The sequence below is a fragment of the Deinococcus fonticola genome, from assembly GCF_004634215.1.
GTDB classification, from domain to species: Bacteria; Deinococcota; Deinococci; order Deinococcales; family Deinococcaceae; genus Deinococcus; species Deinococcus fonticola.
Map to the genome: position 1 here is coordinate 124,652 of NZ_SMMH01000005.1, position 18,211 is coordinate 142,862.

The 18,211-nt window shown below is 63.2% G+C and carries 21 protein-coding genes; 4 read left to right on the plus strand and 17 right to left on the minus strand.

Going from position 1 to position 18,211, the window contains the following annotated elements:
• Nucleotides 1-23: 23 nt before the first annotated feature.
• Nucleotides 24-458 carry a pyrophosphohydrolase domain-containing protein gene (locus E5Z01_RS04825; protein ID WP_135228326.1) on the minus strand — a complete coding sequence of 145 codons (435 nt, stop codon included), beginning with the start codon at nucleotides 456-458 and terminating at the stop codon, nucleotides 24-26.
• 60 nt (nucleotides 459-518) lie between these two features.
• On the opposite strand from E5Z01_RS04825, the gene E5Z01_RS19400 reads away from it, so the two are divergent.
• Entirely contained in the window at nucleotides 519-683 is a 165-nt protein-coding gene (locus tag E5Z01_RS19400) for a hypothetical protein (protein WP_167757770.1), read from the plus strand.
• Between the two features lie 74 nt (nucleotides 684-757).
• Here E5Z01_RS19400 and E5Z01_RS04830 read toward each other — a convergent pair whose 3' ends face one another.
• From E5Z01_RS04830 to E5Z01_RS04880, 11 genes are all read right to left on the minus strand, one after another.
• Nucleotides 758-2,182, minus strand: coding sequence for an aldehyde dehydrogenase family protein (locus E5Z01_RS04830; RefSeq protein ID WP_135228327.1), 1,425 nt, complete (start codon nucleotides 2,180-2,182; stop codon nucleotides 758-760).
• Nucleotides 2,183-2,346: 164 nt separating this feature from the next.
• The gene (locus E5Z01_RS04835) at nucleotides 2,347-3,081 is read right to left on the minus strand and encodes a sporulation protein (RefSeq protein WP_135228328.1); all 735 of its coding nucleotides are present in this window, start codon (nucleotides 3,079-3,081) and stop codon (nucleotides 2,347-2,349) included.
• Nucleotides 3,082-3,228: 147 nt separating this feature from the next.
• A complete protein-coding gene (locus tag E5Z01_RS04840; RefSeq protein WP_135228329.1) occupies nucleotides 3,229-3,888 on the minus strand; it encodes a class I SAM-dependent methyltransferase in 660 nt (219 codons plus the stop codon).
• 54 nt (nucleotides 3,889-3,942) lie between these two features.
• On the minus strand, nucleotides 3,943-4,920 hold the full coding sequence (locus tag E5Z01_RS04845; RefSeq protein ID WP_240738190.1) for a phosphotransferase family protein: 978 nt from the start codon (nucleotides 4,918-4,920) through the stop codon (nucleotides 3,943-3,945).
• Nucleotides 4,917-5,147, minus strand: coding sequence for a hypothetical protein (locus E5Z01_RS04850; RefSeq protein ID WP_119763405.1), 231 nt, complete (start codon nucleotides 5,145-5,147; stop codon nucleotides 4,917-4,919). Before E5Z01_RS04850 ends, E5Z01_RS04845 begins: the two co-directional genes overlap by 4 nt.
• A 447-nt stretch (nucleotides 5,148-5,594) precedes the next feature.
• Nucleotides 5,595-8,054 carry a phenylalanine--tRNA ligase subunit beta gene (locus tag E5Z01_RS04855; protein ID WP_135228330.1) on the minus strand — a complete coding sequence of 820 codons (2,460 nt, stop codon included), beginning with the start codon at nucleotides 8,052-8,054 and terminating at the stop codon, nucleotides 5,595-5,597.
• Nucleotides 8,051-8,485, minus strand: coding sequence for an NUDIX hydrolase (locus E5Z01_RS04860; RefSeq protein ID WP_135228331.1), 435 nt, complete (start codon nucleotides 8,483-8,485; stop codon nucleotides 8,051-8,053). Before E5Z01_RS04860 ends, E5Z01_RS04855 begins: the two co-directional genes overlap by 4 nt.
• Nucleotides 8,482-8,943, minus strand: a complete 462-nt coding sequence (locus E5Z01_RS04865) for a hypothetical protein (RefSeq protein ID WP_135228332.1) — start codon at nucleotides 8,941-8,943, stop codon at nucleotides 8,482-8,484. The genes E5Z01_RS04860 and E5Z01_RS04865 overlap by 4 nt, the downstream gene beginning before the upstream one ends.
• A 5-nt stretch (nucleotides 8,944-8,948) precedes the next feature.
• A complete protein-coding gene (gene pheS / locus E5Z01_RS04870) occupies nucleotides 8,949-10,025 on the minus strand; it encodes a phenylalanine--tRNA ligase subunit alpha (protein ID WP_135228333.1) in 1,077 nt (358 codons plus the stop codon).
• Nucleotides 10,026-10,318: 293 nt separating this feature from the next.
• Nucleotides 10,319-10,510, minus strand: a complete 192-nt coding sequence (locus E5Z01_RS04875) for a hypothetical protein (RefSeq protein ID WP_135228334.1) — start codon at nucleotides 10,508-10,510, stop codon at nucleotides 10,319-10,321.
• Nucleotides 10,511-10,690: 180 nt separating this feature from the next.
• Nucleotides 10,691-11,530, minus strand: a complete 840-nt coding sequence (locus E5Z01_RS04880) for a chlorite dismutase family protein (protein WP_135228335.1) — start codon at nucleotides 11,528-11,530, stop codon at nucleotides 10,691-10,693.
• 216 nt (nucleotides 11,531-11,746) lie between these two features.
• Here E5Z01_RS04880 and E5Z01_RS04885 point away from each other — a divergent pair, with 216 nt between their 5' ends.
• Both E5Z01_RS04885 and E5Z01_RS04890 read left to right on the plus strand, forming a co-directional pair.
• Nucleotides 11,747-12,685, plus strand: a complete 939-nt coding sequence (locus E5Z01_RS04885; protein ID WP_135228336.1) for a metal ABC transporter solute-binding protein, Zn/Mn family — start codon at nucleotides 11,747-11,749, stop codon at nucleotides 12,683-12,685.
• A gap of 193 nt (nucleotides 12,686-12,878) precedes the next feature.
• Entirely contained in the window at nucleotides 12,879-13,559 is a 681-nt protein-coding gene (locus E5Z01_RS04890) for a hypothetical protein (RefSeq protein WP_135228337.1), read from the plus strand.
• A 7-nt stretch (nucleotides 13,560-13,566) separates the two neighbouring features.
• Here E5Z01_RS04890 and E5Z01_RS04895 read toward each other — a convergent pair whose 3' ends face one another.
• From E5Z01_RS04895 to E5Z01_RS04905, 3 genes are all read right to left on the minus strand, one after another.
• Complete coding sequence (locus E5Z01_RS04895; protein ID WP_135228338.1) at nucleotides 13,567-14,016, minus strand: carboxymuconolactone decarboxylase family protein; 450 nt, start codon at nucleotides 14,014-14,016, stop codon at nucleotides 13,567-13,569.
• Nucleotides 14,017-14,118: 102 nt separating this feature from the next.
• Nucleotides 14,119-14,592, minus strand: a complete 474-nt coding sequence (locus E5Z01_RS04900) for an OmpH family outer membrane protein (RefSeq protein ID WP_135228339.1) — start codon at nucleotides 14,590-14,592, stop codon at nucleotides 14,119-14,121.
• A gap of 108 nt (nucleotides 14,593-14,700) precedes the next feature.
• Complete coding sequence (locus tag E5Z01_RS04905) at nucleotides 14,701-15,189, minus strand: OmpH/Skp family outer membrane protein (RefSeq protein ID WP_167757771.1); 489 nt, start codon at nucleotides 15,187-15,189, stop codon at nucleotides 14,701-14,703.
• 143 nt (nucleotides 15,190-15,332) lie between these two features.
• Here E5Z01_RS04905 and E5Z01_RS04910 point away from each other — a divergent pair, with 143 nt between their 5' ends.
• The gene (locus E5Z01_RS04910; RefSeq protein WP_119763421.1) at nucleotides 15,333-15,962 is read left to right on the plus strand and encodes a CBS and ACT domain-containing protein; all 630 of its coding nucleotides are present in this window, start codon (nucleotides 15,333-15,335) and stop codon (nucleotides 15,960-15,962) included.
• Between the two features lie 83 nt (nucleotides 15,963-16,045).
• On the opposite strand, the gene E5Z01_RS04915 is transcribed toward E5Z01_RS04910, so the two are convergent.
• Nucleotides 16,046-16,606, minus strand: a complete 561-nt coding sequence (locus E5Z01_RS04915; protein WP_135228340.1) for a hypothetical protein — start codon at nucleotides 16,604-16,606, stop codon at nucleotides 16,046-16,048.
• A 173-nt stretch (nucleotides 16,607-16,779) separates the two neighbouring features.
• A complete protein-coding gene (locus E5Z01_RS04920) occupies nucleotides 16,780-17,958 on the minus strand; it encodes an aminotransferase class V-fold PLP-dependent enzyme (RefSeq protein ID WP_135228341.1) in 1,179 nt (392 codons plus the stop codon).
• Nucleotides 17,959-18,211: the final 253 nt, after the last annotated feature.

The following is an 18,211-nucleotide window of genomic DNA, read 5'->3' on the forward strand; positions in this document are numbered from 1 at the left end:
GCGCACAGAATTTTAGCGATCATTCATCCCTGCGATTCCAGCACCGCGCGCACGTCGGCAGGCTGCCAGCCTTGGGGCTTGAGTTGCTTGCCGTCGGCTCGTTTGGGGCCGGTGGTCTTGCTGAGATTGGCGCGGTGCACTTCGGCAAATACGGCGTCGGCGTCCACCCCGAATTGATCGAGGGCGCCGTAAGTGACGTACAGCAGGTCAACAAGTTCATGCACCAGCGGAGCAAGGTCCCCAGGCTGGACAGGCTCAGCCGACTGCAAACGCTCGCGCAGGGCGGTTATTTCCTCCTGCACCTCCGTCCATTCTTCACACAGGAGCGTCTGCCGAAGCTCCAGCAGGGCCAGATCAGGCACGGTCGGCGTGGACGGTGGGTTCAGGCCGATGGCACGGTGAAATTCATGGAGACTGGCGGCATTGCTGGGGTGGTCGTCGCTGGGGCGGTCGGGCATTCGCAAATGCTAAAGCCCCGGTCACCCCGGCAAGCGGGCTGGACAGGTACGGTAAAGGGCATGTCCACCACCGACGAGAAACGCAGCGGAGCAGGCGAAGTGCTGATCAGCGGACTGGACACCGGCCCCAGCCCCGCCGAGCGCGAGAACCTCTCCCCCACCGAGGAACTCATGACCCTCACGCCCGAAACCGAGCAGGCAGAACCCGAGGACGAGGACGGGTAAGCCAATAACCCCTCAGTCAGCTTCGCTGACAGCTCCCCCTGAGGGGAGCTGCCCCGCCAGGGGCCGAGGGGTTATCACGGCAACTTCTCGGTGAATTTCAGGAGCCAGCCTGCGGCCCTGGCGGCGGGGCGTCTAAAGGGCGGGTGGCCCAGGTGCGTGATGCTGTTCTTGCCTTCGTGAACCACGGTGCGGTAGTGGCTGAAGGTGCGGAAGCCGTGCTCGCCGTGGTAGTGGCCCATGCCGCTGTGGCCCAACCCCCCGAAGGGCAGGCGGTGGTCCGTGATGTGGATGATGACGCCGTTGCTGACCATGCCCCCGCTGCGGGTGCGCTGCTGAATGAAGCGGGTGGCTTCGCCGTTCCCGAAGGCGTAGAGGGCCAGGGGTGTCGGCCCACGGTTGATGTCGTCCAGCGCGGTTTGCAGGTCGTCGTAAGGCAGGATGGGCAGCACCGGGCCGAACAGTTCCTGACTCATGACCGGCATGGCGCGGGTGACGTTGCTGAGCACCGTGGGCGTGATGAATTTGCCCTGCTCGTCGAATTCCCCGCCGAGGTTCAGGGTCGCGCCCAGGTTGAGGCTGCCCACCACCAGTTCGCGCAGCCGGGCCACACTTTCGGCGCTGATGATGCGCCCCAGATCCGCGTTCTGCCGCAGGGTGTGCGGGTCGCCATACATGGCCTGCACGGCGTCGCGGACGTGCCGCACGAACTGGGCCTGCTTTTCGCGGGGCACCAGCACGTAGTCGGGGGCAATGCAGGTCTGCCCGGCGTTCATGAGTTTGCCCCAGGCGGTGCGCTGGGCGGCCAGGGACAGGTCGGCGCTGCGGTCGATGACGACGGGGCTTTTGCCGCCCAGTTCCAGCGTGACCGGGGTCAGATTGCCAGCGGCGGCCTGCATGACCTTCCGGCCCACGCCGGTATTTCCGGTGAACAGAATGTGGTCGAACGGCAGGTGCGTCAGGAACGCGGCGGTGTCGGCGTCCCCCTGCACCACGGCCACCAGGTGCGGCTCGAAGACGGCTTCAATGAGTTCCTGAATGACCTGCGCGGTGGCGGGCGCTTTCTCACTGGGTTTCAGAATAACGGTGTTCCCGGCGCTCAGGGCGTCCACGAACGGCGAGAGCAGATTGGTGATGGGGTAATTCCACGGCCCCAGAATCAGCACCGTGCCCTTGGGTTGCGGCACGATTTCGCCCCGGATGCCGGGCATGGTCATGGGGCCGGGAACGTGCTGGGGGCGCATCCAGCGTTCCACCTGGCGAAGGTTGTGGTTCAGCCCTTCCATGACCTGGTGCAGCTCCGTGACTTCCACCTCGGTGCGGCTTTTGCCCAGGTCGGCGTGCATGGCCGCGATGAAAGCTTCGCGGCGGGCGCCCACGGCCGCACGAAAACCCCTGAGCAGGGCGCGGCGCTCGGCGGGCGTGGTGCGCTGCATGCGGGCGCGGTGGGCCTGCTGGGCCTGGAAGACGGCTTTTATTTCGGTTTCGGTCAGGTGGGTCATGGGAAACCTCGGGGAAGGGTCAGGGCGGGGCAGGTGGTAACCCCTCCAGCTTAACCTCTGACTGCACCCGGTACAGAAATCGGGACACGATTCAAACCGCGAGGTTGCAGCGCCACGACAAAGGCCAGTCCCACCACGGAAACTGGCCTCGGGGAGCTTGCGGTTTACATCAGCGCGCGAATTCGCACTTCCAGTTCGCGGGCCACAGCGTCCGGCCCGCCCGCGAGCGTCTGGGCGCCGAGGTGCCAGCGGCCCTTCTGCTCGAATTCACTCACGAAGAAACTCGCCATGCCGGTGGCGCGTCTGTCCACTTCCAGAATGACGTCCAGGCCGCCCCGGCTGGGAAACATCATCATCTCGATCTCGGCAATCTTGTACTGGCCGTAAGGGGGCCGGAAGGCCAGTTCCTGCACGATCTGGCCATGGTGATACTCGACTTCGCTGCCCGACAGGGTAAAGCCCAGGCGCTGCGCGGCGGCGATCAGGGTTTCCGCCTCGGAACTGGGCAGGATTTGCAGGTGATCCTGATCGCCGGGGTCGACCGCGCCCGCAATGTCGGCGTCGGTGGCCAGCCACACCTGCGTGCCGGGCAAACTGAGGGGGGTATTCAGCGGCACGGCAATGCTGAAAGGAAACTCGCGCACCTCGCCGGGACGCAGGGTGAACCCAGGAACCACCTGCTCCTTCGAGAGTTGATGCGTCATGTAACTGTCGTCAGTTTTGTAGCGGGTGGCGAGGCCGAGGTTAATCCGCTCGATGCGCTGCTCGATGGCCCCGCCGCGAATGACGACCACACCCGTGACCTGCCCGCCCACGCGAACGGCATTGTGGTGAACCTGCGCGTCCACACTGGCGTTTCCTACCCCGATAGCGGCCATCATCTTCTTCAAGAATCCCATGCAAGACGTTACGGCAGGAAAATCGAATTGGTTCCCTGGCTACGAACCCCTGCCGTCCGGCACCTGTGATCTCGCGGGCGAAAGGGTCAAGATGCGCCTGATGACGCGTAAATTCTGCCCATTACGCCGCAGCACCTGCCCTGAAGTTCACCCGGATCGGCCGGCCAGCACGATGTACCTCTCCTCGCGGTAAGGCAGGCCTTTTGCTGTCGCGCACCTGTCCCAGTCGGCGCGGTGGGCCGGTTCGCCCATGAAGGCGCCGCGGGTTTGCCAGTCTTCCCAGGTAGGAGCGAACGCCTGCACGCTCACGCGCCACTCGCTCAGGATGGCCCAGTTCACGGCGGCCAGTCGCTCCGGCACCTGCGGCACCTCCAGACGCGGCCCCACGTACAGGAACCGGGCATCCGGGGCGGCTAGTTCGTTCAGGTGCAGGATCGCACTGGTCGGCCCGCGCCGCGACACGATCAGGTCAAACGGCACCTGCATTCCGTCCGGCACATCTGGCTTACCGTTCCAATCGAAGAACTGCGCGTGCGGGGCGTTCTTGCGTGCCTGTTCAAGCATTTCCGGCACGAAATCGTAAGCGGCCCAACCGGCGCTGTCCGGGCCGAAGCGGGCGGCGTCCAGCCCGTGACCGCACCCGGCCTCCAGCACCCGCGTTTGTGGCGTGAGCAGCGAGGTCAGCACCACATCAAACGTGAGTTCCGGGTCAGGGCCACCCAGTTCACGCTGCCACGGGTGAAAGTATCCGCCCAGTTCGCGGGCCAAGCGGGCGTAACCCGCGCGTGAATGCAGGGAATCAGGCATGAAGAGGCAGTCTACCTGGCGAAGTCAGAGAGAACATCGGCTGAATGACGGACATCAGGCCAGCCACTCCGCCCAGCTCGCCAGAACATTCTGCACGGCGCCCTGCACGCCACTTCCGGGAGAACGGGCGGCGGTCTTTAAAGTGCCAAGGACGTTCAGGGCCAGGCCCGCGTGCTCCTCGTGCCTGAGGCGCGCCGGGGAGAGGCTCAGGCCGTGCGCGGCGGCTTCCTCGCGGTACGCTTCACGCAGCGTGTCGCCCCACTGAGTCCGTTCGCTGGCGTTCAGGCGAACGTGCAGCAGGTGGGCCAGGTCTTCACCAGGAATGCTGGTATGCACCTGCCCATAATCGATCAGGAACGGCAACCCGCCCGCGACCGGCCACAGCAGTTGCCCCGAGTGAATGTCCCCGTGGGCAATCGTGGAAATGGGAGTGCGGCCCAGCAGCTCAGGCAGCACGGCGGTCACGTCTTGCATGATTGGGATGTGCGGGCCAGTGGCTTTCAAGGTCATTTGCTCTGCTTGTTTAACCAGCACGTTTGGTTGCCACGCCCATGCACCAGTGAGGGCCGTATGGTTCGCCCAGAAAGCGTGCAACTGCGCCATGACGCGCACCACGTCCAGCAGGGCCGCGCCGCGCTGCGCCTCGGTCTGGAAAGCCCCCCAGCCATGTGTTTCGGGCAGCAGATCCGGCGTAAGCAGGTGTGACCGCAGGCGCCCCTCCTCCTGCGCTGCGTGCAGTAGGGGCGCGTGCCGCACCGGACACAGCGGCGCGAGGTCACGCAAGTAGGCAATCTCGCGCCCGAACCGGCGGTAAGCGCGGGCATCGCGCCAGCCCAGCGGCAGGTACTTCAGGAACAGTGGCCCAGACGGGGAAGTGAACCTTGCAAAGGCCGCGCCGTTCCCCTCCCACGCCTCCACGCGCCTCACCCCAGGCAATTCACGCCGCAACCCGGCAGGCCACAGGGCCGGCCAGGAATGACCGACCGGGCCACCCCCACGGGCCGCCCGGGCATCATCTAAAAACGCAATCAACTGAGAAGAGACACCAGCCCGAACACCCCGGAACCGGCAGTCAGCGCCCCCAGCACGAACAGGCTCAGGCAGCCGCCCCGGCGCTTCACCGGGCGGTAATGCCCGTGCTGCACGTAACGCCCCCGCCCGTGACTGCTGTGGCTGCCTCCCAGAAACCCGCCCAGGCCGCCACGGTGACCACTGGAACGCGAATGACCGAAGAATCCACCGCCAGAAAAGCTACTCATGGTTCAGGGTACGCGGCGAGGACATGAAAAGTTCCCGAGACAGGGGCCATACGCCCCGGAAGAAGAGAATGGTGCTCCCCAGGCTGTTCTTGCGCGCCGAACGTGAGGAAGAGAAAATACGGTTGTGGACGCTATGAAGTGAATTCAGGAGCCGTTCTCGGATGTGCGGAGGAAAGTCCAGAAACCTATCAATCCAGCAATTCCGCCTCACCTGACCGACGTGACCTGACGATGATGAGTCGTTCGCTCCGGCGAAAAATCACCAGCCCAGCAGAATCTCTGAGCTATTCCCGGCTCAACAAATCGAACTGCCTCAACCGTCGCCAGCGTCAATGAGTCAAACGACGCTCAGCTCTGGATTTACCCGCAACTTTGGGCGCAGTGAAAAACACGAACCTACAGAAAAGGCGACTGAACATTAATCCAGTCGCCCTTTCTCGTCTGTTGTTACTTCTCGCGGATGCTCCAGCCTTGCGCTTTTACGGCTCCGATCAGCCTGTCCATAACGGGGTCAACTTCCTCATCCGTCAGGGTCTTGGCGCCGCGGAACACCAGGCGCACGGCCACGCTGCGGTTGCCGGCCCCGACCTGATCTCCGGTATACACGTCAAAGGGTTCCACACTCTCCAGCAATTCGCCCGCTTCGCGTTTCAGCAGGGCGGCCACTTCACCGTAACTGACCCCCGTGGGGGCAATCACCGCAAGGTCGCGCCAGGCAGCGGGGGCGCGGCTGGGGTCGCGGAAGGCCCAGGAACGTCCCGGCAAGGGCAAGGCCGCTTCGAGGATGAACGTGTCGCCCTTCAGGTTGAATTCCTGCGCGATTTCCGGGTGCAGTGCGCCGAGCCAGCCGACGCGTTGGCCATTCCACACGACGGCCCCGGCAATGCCGGGATGAAGCGCGGCAGGAACGTCGTCTCCCCGCAGTTGTTCCAGCGTGAAGGCGGCACCGACAGCGGCGGCGAGGCTCTCGACCAGGCCTTTGAACACGCTGAAGTTGCCTTTCACGCCGGGCTGGTAGGTGGCGCCCGCCAGGTCGCCGCGCATCAGCAGGCCCAGGCGCTCGGTTTCACCCGTCGCGGGGAAAATGCGCCCGATTTCGAACAGCAGGACGCGTTCGCCTTTGGCGTGGGCCTGCGCGGCTTTCAGCAGGCTGGGGTACAGGGCAGTTCGCATGCCCGTCCGGTCGGTGGTCATGGGGTTCTGAAGGCGCACCCCCGGCGTTTCCGTGCGGGCTTTCTGCGCTTCGTCGTCGCTGGTGAAGGTGTACGTCACCACTTCCTGAAAGCCCAGGCCGGACAGGGTACGGCGCAGGTCGCTGCGGGCCTGACTGGGGGCAGACGCGCCCAGGTTGCTCTCGTGAACCCGCATGGTCGGCAGCGTCTCCGGGAGTTCGGCGTACCCGTGCAGGCGGGCCACTTCCTCGGCCAGGTCGGGCCAGATGTTCATGTCCACACGCCACGACGGGCCAGTGACCTTCAGTTCGTCGCCGGCACCTTCGACCTGGCACCCCAGCCGCTTCAGAATGTCGCGCATTTCGGCCGTTTCAATGTCCATGCCCAGCAGGGCGCGAATCTGGTCGCCGGTCGCGGTGATTTCCAGTGGCAGTTCCGGCTCGCCCACCAGCGTCTGACCGCTCTCCGGCGTGCCGCCCCCGTACTGCGCCAGCAGTTCCGCCACACGCTGAGCCGCTTTCGGGGCGAGCAGCGGGTCGACGCCGCGCTCGAAACGGTACACGGCATCGGTTTTCAGGCCCAGGCGGGTGGCTGTGCGCCGCAGCAGCACCGGGTCGAAGTGCGCCGACTCGATCACCACGTTGTGCGTGTCGGCCCGCACGTGCCCGTGATCCCCACCCACGATGCCCGCAATGCCCAGCACGTGATTTCCCGCCTTCGGTTCGCCGGCCCTGGCAAAAGCTTCCGCCACGCTGGGAATCTCGCCGGCTCCGCCGTCCAGAATCAGCAGGTCTTCCGGGCCCACCTGGTGCGTATTGCCCATCAAGTCCTTCACCGTTTCGCCTTCGCGCAGGCCGAAATTCACGTTGATCTGGTCACCCTGCACGTCGCGGCGGTCATAAAGCGCCGTGGGCTGGCCCAGTTCCATCATCACGTAGTTGCTGGTGTCCACGATCAGGTCGATGGAACGCATCCCGCTGAGGGTCACGCGGCGCTGCATCCACAGGGGCGCGGGGCCGTTCTGTACGTTACTGACGGCGCGGGCGGCGAAGTGGTCACAGCCGAAGCGCAATTTTCTGGACGGGTCGCGTTCCAGCGTGCGGCCCTTGGGGGGTAGGGTCACGCGAATTTCGCCCGGTTGCGTCGGCACGGGGCCCACCACCGGCTCTTTCAACTCCAGTTTCAGGAAGGCCGCCAGGTCACGACTCACACCCAGCGCACTCAATACGTCGGCGCGGTTCGGCGTCACCTCGATGTCCAGCACGTGATCGGCAGGCCACAACTCGCTCATGGGCGTACCGGGCGCCGCCGTTCCCACCGGGAAGGTCAGGATGCCTGCGCTGGCCTCCCCAATCCCCAGTTCCTTCGCGCTGGCGCACATGCCCCACGACTCCACGCCCTGCATCGAGCGCACACCGTACTCCATGCCCCCCAGCGAGGTGCCCGGCGTCACCAGAGCGACCATCGTTCCTGCCGGTAGCCCCACCGCGTTCGGCGCACCGGACGCCACCGTTTTCACACCACTCGCGCCCGTAGCAAGCGTCAATCTGGTGAGTTGCGTTCCCGCCATCGGCTCGGCGGCCTGCACCGCCGCCAGAATCACGCCCGCCACAGGCGCGGGAACTTCATCCACGCCCTCCAGCGGCAACCCCAGGTGCGCGAAGATAGGCTCCAGTTCAGCAACGGGGGGCAGGTTCGGAACAAGTTCTTTCAACCAGGAATAGGGGAGTTTCATTGATTACCTTCTTTTGACTTGCTTTGATCGTTTAAACCACGCACCAGGCCTCGCGCCTGCTCCGGTACGAGGTTCACTTCTTCCAGGCGTTTCAGACTGACCCATTCGGGCCGATACCAGTTTTCTTCGCTCTGGCGAATGGTGCCTTCCGGGCCATCGCCCAGGCGCATTTCGCCAGACACCAGCCGCGTCAGGAAGTAGTGTTCGTGGTTTTGCAGATTGTCGAGCACGAGCACTTCCGGGCCGACTTCGACCACGAGGTTGACTTCCTCCAGCACCTCGCGGGCGCAGGCTTCGGCGGGCGTTTCGCCTTCCTCGATGCCACCACCGGGAAGCGTGGCATAAGCTTTGCCATTTTTCCGACGCAGCATAAGAAGAACTTCGTTCTGATCATTGAAAAGGATGCCGACAGCACGCGGACGAAGGGTCATAAGTTCTCCTTATCGGCCCAGCCAACTCCATCACAGAGCCAAGCGCGAATCGATGGGGCTATGTAATCTGCATATGTCCAATCTGGGGCAGAAATTTGTACATGATAAACGCCTTCTCTACCTTCATTTTCCCCAATGAAATACGCCATGTCTCCATCCTGCGCGAAGAAGAAACTTCCAGGCAGCTCAACCTGAAGCCACGAATACCATTCAAGCCAACTCACTACGTCCAACGGAGAAAGCAGCGAAAAATAGATGTACTCTCGTGTCCCCTCTTTGCTTTCTATCTGCAAATCTTTATACCGTTGAATAAGCTCTAAATACTCTGCTGGTGGATCAGGAAAGTATTTTAGTAGTTTTTCCAACTCTTCTGCCGAAGCAGGCCCAACGTAAGACCCCATCTTCTCCCAAGCGATGCGGAGATCAGGATGCAAACTGTCCAAGATGCCCCCCGACATGACGTCTACCCCAACTCACCCCGGAATTGCCCCAATACCCTCGGGTCGTTGGCGTAGAAGTAGCGAATATCGGGGATTTTGTACTTCAGCATGGCGATTCGTTCAGGGCCGAGGCCGAAGGCGAAGCCAGTCATGCCTTCGTAGACGCGCTCTTTGCCGGCCTGTTCGCGCAGGTCGTCCACGGCTTTGAACACGTTGGGGTGAACCATGCCGCACCCGCCGAGTTCCAGCCATTTGCTCTCTCCGCGTGGGTTCTCCCAGTACACAGCAAAGTCCGCGCCGGGTTCCACGAAAGGGTAGTAACTGGGCTGGAAGCGCACGCGGGCGCTGGGGCCGTACAGGCCACGGGCCATTTCGGCGATGGTGCCTTTCAGGTCGCTCATGCTGATATTCGGGCCGACGACCAGGCCTTCGAGCTGGTGGAACATGCTTTCGTGCGTGGCGTCGGTGGCTTCGTAGCGGTACACCTTGCCGCGACTGACCATTTTCAGGGGGGGCTCGTGGTCGATCATGTAGCGGATCTGCATGTTGCTGGTGTGGGTTCTTAGCAGGCGAGGCACGCTCGGGGCCGGGGCCGCCCCCGGTTCCGACGGGCCGTTGAGGTTAGAGGAACTCTCTTCGAGCCAGAAGGTGTCCTGAAGGTCGCGGGCGGGATGATACCAGGGGATGTTCAGGGCTTCGAAGTTGTAGTGTTCGTCCTCGACTTCGGGACCTTCGGCAACCTCATAGCCCATGCGCTGGTAAATGGCAATCAGGTCGTCGTACACGCGGCTGATCGGGTGCAGACCGCCGGCGGGGAGAGGCAGGCCGGGAAGGGTCACGTCGATGGCCTCGCTGGCGAGTTTCTGATCAAGGGCTTCGCGTTTCAGCACGCTTTCGCGTTCGGTCAGGGCCGTGTCGATGGCCTGGCGAATGGCGTTGATCTCGGCGCCGCGTGTTTTCCGTTCCTCGGGCGGAAGTTTGCCGAGGCTGCCGAGCTCCCTGGTGACCAGGCCGCTCTTGCCGACATACCGGGTTTTCACGGCCTGAAGGACGTCGAGCGTGCTGGCGTCCCTGATTTCCTGTAAGGCTTCCTGCTGCATGTGGTCTCCTTGAATGAAAAAGCCCCGCCGCACGGATGTGGGCGGGGTGACGTGCTGACCTGTTATTCAGTCAGCATGGCCCCGGAGCGGGTAAACGGCGAAGGTGTACCAGTCCGGGGGGTCATACGTTCAGGGTAGCAGATGAGGCCAGAATGTTCTTCAGCGGTCTGGCGTAGAGCAAAGGTAAGGTCGAGATACAACCCGCAGCCAGCCAGTCAAAACACGGCTTCAGCAGGTAGGAAAGCACCCAGGCCCGTCAGTCGCTGACGGGCCTGGGCAAGGTGTTTCGTGTTTTACAGCAAGCCTTGCAGGAGAATGCGCCACCAGCAGCGGGAAGCGCGGCGAGGGCCGTATGCGCGGGCCGAGCCTTTCGGGAAACTGGGCAGGCGATACACCTGAATGTCGGAGTGGTCGTGCGGGACAGTAGGAGTCCATCCGGGATTGCTTGGGGTCGAGCGGGCGTGAGGGGAGTTGATCAATGTCATGCAACCTCTTGAGGTGAAGGTGATTGGCCGGAGCCTATGGTTCATGGCAACTTTAGCGCCAATCGCATGAGGAAAATATGAATTAATACTCAAAGCTCAATCAGGCCAAAGTAATGGTCTGACCGCGAAAAGCGCCTGCTAGTGCGGTCAGACCCTCAGTTGGTGCCGAACTGGGTTCCTTTAGGCCAGGTCGTTCAACACGTCACCGATTTCTTTTTTCACGCAGGTGAACATGGGCGTGTCTCGTAGGGTGTAGTTGCTGGCCTCGGTGTAACGCAGGCGGTGCACCAGATCGACGAATTCCTGCGGGTAGTCACTGTCGAAAGACACCACGAATTCCTGATCGTCGATGCCGTAGCTGTAACTGGTGTTGATACGAACGCCCTTGAAAGGGCCGCTGGCGTAGATGTGCTCGTCCATCATGCCCTGGCGGCTGTGGGGGGTCAGGTCGTACCAGGGGCGGGTTTTGATGAAGGGGTAAATAAACAGGTACTTGCCCTGGCCGGGCAGGATTTCCAGGCCGTGCCCGCTGCCCTCGACGCGGTTGACGTACTGACTGCGTTTTTGCATGGACACGTAATTGTTCGGCTGGGCCAGGTAGCCCATCAGGCGGGTGCGGTTCAGGCGGGCCTGGGCGTCCTGAAAGTCGTTCACGTCAAAGGCGATGCGCCACAGCATGAAGTCCACGTCGCTGCGCACGCCCACCAGCGAGTAGGTGCGCTGGATCAGGCCTTTTTCGGCGGGGGCGCCCTCTACCCAACCTTCCACGGCGGCGCGGAATTCGGCCTTGATTTCCTCGCGTTCGGCGTGGGGCAGCCGGCGGAAGGCGGGATCGAGTTTGAAGAAGGCGTAATTCAGAAACTGGCGGTTGGCGCGGTCCGGTTCACGCTGCGTGACCTGGCCGCTGGGGTCGAGGTCGACCATGCGTTTGGGGCGTCCACCGCCCTGGCTGGTGCTGGGTGGGCCGGCGGGACGGGTGGGGGCGGGGGTGGTGGAGTCAGCCTGGTCTGGTTGCGTCATCTTCCCGCACTATTCCACCCCTTCCAGGGGACGTTTTTCCCCGTCCGAGCGGTCAGGCGCGGCACACAGCCAGATCAGGCCCTTTCACAGACCAGGCCCTCTTGCCCTGTATTTGATAATGAATTATCATTTTCGGGTATGGTCGCCGTTAGCGTACCGTCGGAGTGCGGCAAGGCACCGCGACCCATTCCCACTTTCACTTTCAGGAGAACTCTCATGTCTAACCCCAACCTCTTGCGCCATTGGCCTGTCCTGCTCCTGCTGACCGGCGCGGCGTCTGCGGCTCCCCTGCCTGTCACAACCACCAACAGCATCATCGCGGATTTCGTGAGGAACATCGGCGGCACGCGGGTCAGTGTCAGCACCATCGTTCCGGCCGGCGCAGACACGCACAGTTTTCAGCCCACCACCGCTGCCATTCGCGCCCTGGCCAGCAGCAAGGTGCTGTTCGCCAACGGTGCGGGCCTGGAACCCTGGCTGCCGAAACTGAAGGCCGCCAGCAAGACCCCGGTCACCGATCTGACGGCCGGGTTGAAGCTCCGCGCCGCGCCCGATGAAGAGGAAGAGCACGCGCACGAGACTCACGATCAGGAGTCTCACGAACACGATGAGCACGACCACGGCCCGGCCGATCCGCACGCCTGGTGGGACGTTCGTTACGCCGCGCAGTACGCCCGTAAAATCGCGGCCACCCTCTCTGCCCTTGACCCGGCCGGAAAAGCCACCTACCAGAAGAACCTGACCAGCTACACGAACCAGCTGATGGCCGTGGACGCTGCCGCCAGAAAACAGTTCGCCACGCTTCCAGCCGGCAAACGCAAGATCGTCACCAACCACGACGCGCTGCACTACTTCGCGGCACGTTACCACCTGAATATCGTGGGCACGGTGCTGCCCGGCCTCAGCACCGAACGCGAGCCCAGCGCCCGCGAACTGGCGGAACTGGTGCAGAACGTGAAGAAAAGCGGCGCGCGCGCCATCTTCACCGAAAATACCGTAAATACCCGCCTGGCCCAGACGCTGGCCCGCGAAACAGGCGTGAAAGTCGCGCCACCGCTCTTTACCGACGCGCTGGCGCCAGCAGGACAACCCGGCTCCACTTTCCTGCAAGCCCTGCGGCTGAACGTGGACACGGTAGTCAAAGCCTTGAAGTAAAACCCTCGGCGGTGAGATCGCCGGTCTTGAATCATCTCATCAGCTGGGAGAAAAAACACACCAGGCGGGCCAGCAAGAAGGAATGCAAACCTTCTCGCTGGCCCGCCTGCATATAAGGCAGTCTACTGATTCCTTAAAGGTCTGGTCAAGCTGGATAAGTATAACCCTCACGCCAAACTGCGAGTCTGGAAGCATGAAACGACTGTTGACCAGCGCCGCCCTGCTCGCCGCCTTGACTGCCGCAACCGCCAGTGCCCAGACCCGCCCCATCGAACTGGGCCTGACCGCCGGGTACGCCTCGGGCCTCAGTGGTGAAGTGTTTGTGCACGCGCCCAATGTGGCTGGCCCCATCGGCGTGAAGCTCAGCGCGGCCTACACCAGCCCCAGCGACAGCATCCGCGACAATGTGGAGATCACGGGTCTGAACTCCGGCCTGACCCTGGGCACCTTCGGTAGCTTCAAGAGCCGTGGTCTGGCCACCGAGAGCGGCAGCCACATGGTGTTCGGCCTGGACGGCACGTACAACCTGGGCGAGGTCACGCCGGGCGTTAGTGCGCTGGGCTACGCCGGCGCGCGCTACGGCATGTTCAGAGCCACGGAAACCTACGCCGACGACGCCACACTGAGCAACACCTGGACCATGAATTCATTTGGTGTGGGGGCCGGCGCGCAACTCAGCTACGCTCTGGCCGGCAACCTGAGTCTGGTGGGCGATCTGGGAGTGGATCATTACTTCGCGGGGACGCTCTCTAACGGCACCGCGAACGGCACCTACGCCCCGGGCGAAGCCGGTTACAGCGACCAGCGGGCACGCTTTGCCTTCCCCGGCACGGTGTTCAAAGCCAAGATCGGCCTGAAATTCAGCAACTTCTGAGGCACGATTACTGATCCTCCGCTGTTGATTCCTCGACCTCCTGTCCTTGTGGATGGGAGGTTTTGACATGCACCACCTTCCGTTCGCGGTGCTCCAGCAGGCCGCGAAGCTGCTCGAAGGCCGCCAGGGTGCGTGGAAACCCCAGGTAGGGTACGCAAAAAAGCAGTACCTCACGCACCTCCTGCTCGCTGGCCCCGGCATTCATGGCCCCGCGCAGGTGCGTGCGCAGTTCCGGCGGGCTGCCCAGCGAGGTAAGGAGCACACACGCCATCAACTCTTTGGTTTTGAGGTCGAGTCCGGGGCGCTCATACACCGTGTCGTAAGCGAAATCCCGGATGTAGGCCATCAGGTCGCTGTCCAGCCCCTGCAGGCGTTCCAGAATTCGTTCCTGCTGCGACCCGAAGATAACTTCACGGGCCTTCTGCCCGGCTCCCCTGTCCTGCTTGTCCTGTGCCATGCCTCTCAGCGTACCCAAAGCGGCCACCAGCAAGAACCGCCCACCCACGAAGGGCAGGCGGTGCTGGTCAAACTGGAAAAGAATTGAAGGGTCAGCCGGTGCTTACTTCTTGATTTCCTTCATCACGGCGGCCGTCAGGTCCGTGCTGCTGTTGGCGTAGACCACCAGTCTGGTGGTGGCGGCCACCTGGCGATCCAGCACCACGCTGTAGCCGTTGGCCTTGGCGGTCTTGGCAATGGCGCTGTTCAGTTTGGTCGCCAGTGGCTTGAACGCCGCCGCGATTTGCGTCTGGTAGTTTTTCTGCGCGTTGGCAAAGGTCTGCTGCGCTTTGGTGACGGCAGCCTTGTTGGCGGCAGTGGGGCTGCCGTTCACTTTGACCAGCAGGGTTTGCAGGTTTTTCTGCTGCTGACCCAGATCCGTATCGGCTTTCTTGCGCAGGGCGGTGTAATTGGCCCCGCCGGGCATGGCAGCCACCAGTTGCGGCACATTGACGAACCCCAGGCGCCCCTTGCCACTCTGGGCTTGGGGGGCGGTCAACAGCAGGGCCACGGGCAGAAGAAGAAAGAGTCGTTTCATGGAAACCTCGGGAAGGCAAAATTAAGACAAAACTTCAGGACAAACCCCCGCTGGTCAGGGCGGGGGCGCGGGCGTGCAGGAAAAAGCCGGGCCGGTTCCCCGGTGGGCTTACTTGATGTTCTTCTTGATGGCTTCGGTGACGTCGGTGCCTTCGTCGGCGTACACGACCAGGCCGCTTTGCTGCGCGACCGCGCGGCTCATGATGATGGAAAAGCCGTTCGCCTTGGCGTAGTCGCTCATGGCTTTATCGATCTGCTGCTCGACCGGGCCGGCCTTGGCTTTCATCTGGGTGTCGTAGTCCTTGAGTTTGGCGTTGTAGGTATCCACCAGCTGCGAACGCCTGGTCTTGTCGGCCTGGGTAGCGGCAGTTCCCTTGGCGTCGATTTCCTTGATCTGCTTGTCGAGCGTGGCGGCTTCACCCTGGAATTTGGTTTCCAGATCCTTGACACCCTTGAAGCTGGGGCTGGCCGCAAACAGGGCGTCCACGTTGGCGAAGCCGACTTTCTGGGCACCCGTCTGGGCATGCGGAGCAAGAGTGCCGAGGCCGAAGGCGGCGACGACGGCAACAGGAGCGAGCGCTTTGACGTTCATCTTCATGCCCAGCAAAGTATCACGTGGTTTCTGAGCCGAATGAAGTGGCACAAAGAGGCCACACATCTGGCGTCAAAAACCAGTCAGACGAGTCCAGTGGTCATCGGCGCACCCTGAGGCGAGGTGACTTGCATTACACTAATCGCACCATGTTAGTACGCGATTGGATGACCGTGAACCCGAAGACCGTCACGCCTGAAACGCCCGTCATGGACGCGCTTCAGATTATCAAGGAAGGGGGCTTCCGGCGCCTGCCCGTGATGGATCGGGGCCGCCTGGTCGGCATCGTGACCCGCAAGGACCTGAAGGACGCCATGCCCAGCAAGGCCACCACCCTCAGCGTCTGGGAACTGAATTACCTGCTCAGCAAACTCAGTGTGGACGAGGTGATGGCCCGCCCGGTCATCACGGCCGCCGAAGGCGAGTACATCGAGGACGCGGCCCTGCGCATGCTGGAGCACAAGGTGGGCGGCATGCCGGTGCTGAACGACGCCGGGCAGATCAGTGGGATCATTACCACGCGCGACATCCTGCGGGCGTTCACGAACATCCTGGGCATGAAAGAAGGCGGGCAGCGCCTGACGCTGGACATGCCCGACGTCCCCGGCAGTCTGGAACGCGCCACGCACGCGGTCACGCCCAGCAACATCATCAGTGTCGCCACCTACGACTCGGCCGCCACCGCCGGACACCGCCGCTTCGTGATGCGCGTGAACGGTGACGGCGTGCAGGACGTGCGCCAGCGCGTGAAGCAAGCTGGCATCACTGTGCTTGACTGAGCCGAACCAGCAAAAAACGGACTGGTTTCCCGGCCAGTCCATTTTTTTGTGGGTTAAAAGGCGTCAGTAACTTTGACGTCTAATTAAGCCTGGCGGCCGTTGTGACGGGCTGCCGTGGCGGCCACGATGTCAGCGGGAATGTTGTCCTCGACAGCCACCAGGCGGCCGTCGTTGCTCACGGCGCCGTGCAGGCGGTCGTACTCGTCGTTTTCCAGGGTGTAGGAGTCCTGGTAGCGGCGCGTGCCCCCCGCCACTTCGGCTGCCGCGTCGTCGTCCAGGCCGTGCCCGGACACTGCACCAGTGGCCGCGCCCGCTGCCGCGCCGATCCCCAGGCCCAGCACCACGGGAATAGCCGCCAGACCGCCGGTGGCTGCCACCAGCGCGCCCGCCGCCAGACCAGCCGCCGTGCCCAGGGCGCCGCCCGTCACGGCGCCGGCCGCCACGTCTTTTCCGTCCCCGCCGGCCTCGGCCACGACGGCCTGCTCGGTGGTGGTCGCGGTCGTCGTGGTGGTGGGCGTGGTTTGCAGCTCGGTGCGGCGGTGGTAGGAGGTCTGGCCGGACACGTCGCCCACGACGTTCTGGGCTTTCAGGTCGGCAATGAAGGCGTCAGCGTCGGAGACCGTGGGGAAGACATAATGTTTCATGACCCGCATTCTTCGGGAGGAAGAAGGCGTGGCGGTGTGACGAGCCACAAGTCAACACTTAATTGACCTTGAGAATTTCTGAAGCTGGATGGGGGCCGCCACTGACCTGCCTAAAGTAACCCTGGAAAATCACTCCAGGCCAGAGTCAGCTAAGAAGTCAACCAGCGAGCCGATTAAGCCAGCGCCTGCCAGGCCGCCTGCACCGCCACCCCGCGCGGAAATGGCACGCCCAGGCCCGCGAAGCAGTCCTCCAGGATGCCGGCCAGGCCCAGGGCGTCGTAGCGGTCGGCGTAGCCCATGGTCGAGATTCTGAACACGGCGTCCTCGTGCGGCGCCTGACCCGGCAAGGCGCGTTGCCCCATCTGTGCCAGGCGGGCCGCCACCTGCTTGCCGCCGATACCCGGAGGGGGCGTCAAAACGGCCACGGCGGGGCTGGGGCGTGGGGCCCAGGCGCGGGCGCCCAACGCGTCTCCAGCCGCGATCAGGGCGTCCGTCTTGCGCTTCTGCTCGGCCCACAGCACCTCCAGCGGCACCGCCAGCAGGCGTTCCAGCGCGGTACTCAGGGCGTAAATCAGGTTGATGGCGGGCGTCTGTGGCGTGCTTCCGGCCTTCTGGCCGGCCAGTTCGCGTGTCATGTCCAGGTAAAAGCCGTGGGGGGTGTTCTTGATCAGGCGCTCCTGCACCTGCGGGCTGAACAGCACGAACCCCAGACCGGGCGGCGTGGCCGTACCTTTCTGGCTGCCACTGACGATGATGTCCACGCCCCACGCCGCCGGGCGCAACTCCGCCACACCGTAACTGGTGATGCAGTCCGCGATGATGATCAGGTCAGGATTCTGCGCTTTGGCTGCTTTCGCAATGGCCTCCAGATCGTGCAGTGCCCCGGTGCTGGTCTCACTGTGGGTAATACACAGGGTATGCGCGTCCCGGCAGGCGTCCGCGATTTCGCCCGCCTCCAGCATCTCCCCCCAGGCTTTTGCGACCACCTGCGTGTCGTAGCCGAAGCGCCTGGCCATCTCGCCCCAGCGCTCACTGAATTTCCCGGCCTGTGCGTTCACGACTTTCACGCCCGTGGGGGTGGTGCTGACCAGTGCCCCCTCAAAGGCCCCGGTGCCACTGCTGGTCGTGATGACGGCATCGTAAGGGTCACCAAGGAGGCGCGTGAGCTGCTCGCGGGCTTCCATGAGTTTTGCCACGCCCTCGGGCGCCCGGTGGTGCATCTGAGGCTGGCTCAACGCCTGCAGAACCTCCGGCGCGACCTCCACCGGGCCGGGGGCGATCAGGCGGGCACGGTTGAGAGGCGTGTAGGCGGGAACAGGAGTGGCTTCCTGGGCCGGGGCAAGCTGCGTCATGTCCCCAGCGTAGACCTGTCGGAAAACGTGTCCGCACAGAGGTCTGCATAAATGGCTCAGGCAAGGTCAGCCCGTGCTTTCCTGACAGGCATAACCGTTTACCGGCCTGCCGAGGGTTTCAGAGCAGTTCTCTGAAGTCCGTCAGGTGTGGAAGAGCACCTCCCTGATTCCATGACCTGCTGCGTTTCTCAGAGAGCCTGGGAGGAAAGCCACTCGCCTGAGCCGACCCCGTCCATCTCCCCCGCTACGCACC

What these genes read in the sequence shown, in the direction of transcription:
- E5Z01_RS04890 (WP_135228337.1), top strand. Translation starts at nt 12,879, where the DNA reads ATGAAACGACTGTTGACCAGCGCCGCCCTGCTCGCCGCCTTGACTGCC.
- E5Z01_RS04885 (WP_135228336.1), top strand. Translation starts at nt 11,747, where the DNA reads ATGTCTAACCCCAACCTCTTGCGCCATTGGCCTGTCCTGCTCCTGCTG.
- E5Z01_RS04850 (WP_119763405.1), bottom strand. Translation starts at nt 5,147, where the DNA reads ATGAGTAGCTTTTCTGGCGGTGGATTCTTCGGTCATTCGCGTTCCAGT.
- E5Z01_RS04900 (WP_135228339.1), bottom strand. Translation starts at nt 14,592, where the DNA reads ATGAAACGACTCTTTCTTCTTCTGCCCGTGGCCCTGCTGTTGACCGCC.
- E5Z01_RS04910 (WP_119763421.1), top strand. Translation starts at nt 15,333, where the DNA reads ATGTTAGTACGCGATTGGATGACCGTGAACCCGAAGACCGTCACGCCT.
- E5Z01_RS04860 (WP_135228331.1), bottom strand. Translation starts at nt 8,485, where the DNA reads ATGACCCTTCGTCCGCGTGCTGTCGGCATCCTTTTCAATGATCAGAAC.
- E5Z01_RS04915 (WP_135228340.1), bottom strand. Translation starts at nt 16,606, where the DNA reads ATGAAACATTATGTCTTCCCCACGGTCTCCGACGCTGACGCCTTCATT.
- E5Z01_RS04875 (WP_135228334.1), bottom strand. Translation starts at nt 10,510, where the DNA reads ATGACATTGATCAACTCCCCTCACGCCCGCTCGACCCCAAGCAATCCC.
- E5Z01_RS04905 (WP_167757771.1), bottom strand. Translation starts at nt 15,189, where the DNA reads ATGAAGATGAACGTCAAAGCGCTCGCTCCTGTTGCCGTCGTCGCCGCC.
- E5Z01_RS04895 (WP_135228338.1), bottom strand. Translation starts at nt 14,016, where the DNA reads ATGGCACAGGACAAGCAGGACAGGGGAGCCGGGCAGAAGGCCCGTGAA.
- E5Z01_RS04865 (WP_135228332.1), bottom strand. Translation starts at nt 8,943, where the DNA reads ATGTCGGGGGGCATCTTGGACAGTTTGCATCCTGATCTCCGCATCGCT.
- E5Z01_RS04825 (WP_135228326.1), bottom strand. Translation starts at nt 458, where the DNA reads ATGCCCGACCGCCCCAGCGACGACCACCCCAGCAATGCCGCCAGTCTC.
- E5Z01_RS04835 (WP_135228328.1), bottom strand. Translation starts at nt 3,081, where the DNA reads ATGGGATTCTTGAAGAAGATGATGGCCGCTATCGGGGTAGGAAACGCC.
- E5Z01_RS04920 (WP_135228341.1), bottom strand. Translation starts at nt 17,958, where the DNA reads ATGACGCAGCTTGCCCCGGCCCAGGAAGCCACTCCTGTTCCCGCCTAC.
- E5Z01_RS04880 (WP_135228335.1), bottom strand. Translation starts at nt 11,530, where the DNA reads ATGACGCAACCAGACCAGGCTGACTCCACCACCCCCGCCCCCACCCGT.
- pheS (WP_135228333.1), bottom strand. Translation starts at nt 10,025, where the DNA reads ATGCAGCAGGAAGCCTTACAGGAAATCAGGGACGCCAGCACGCTCGAC.
- E5Z01_RS04855 (WP_135228330.1), bottom strand. Translation starts at nt 8,054, where the DNA reads ATGAAACTCCCCTATTCCTGGTTGAAAGAACTTGTTCCGAACCTGCCC.
- E5Z01_RS04840 (WP_135228329.1), bottom strand. Translation starts at nt 3,888, where the DNA reads ATGCCTGATTCCCTGCATTCACGCGCGGGTTACGCCCGCTTGGCCCGC.
- E5Z01_RS04830 (WP_135228327.1), bottom strand. Translation starts at nt 2,182, where the DNA reads ATGACCCACCTGACCGAAACCGAAATAAAAGCCGTCTTCCAGGCCCAG.
- E5Z01_RS19400 (WP_167757770.1), top strand. Translation starts at nt 519, where the DNA reads ATGTCCACCACCGACGAGAAACGCAGCGGAGCAGGCGAAGTGCTGATC.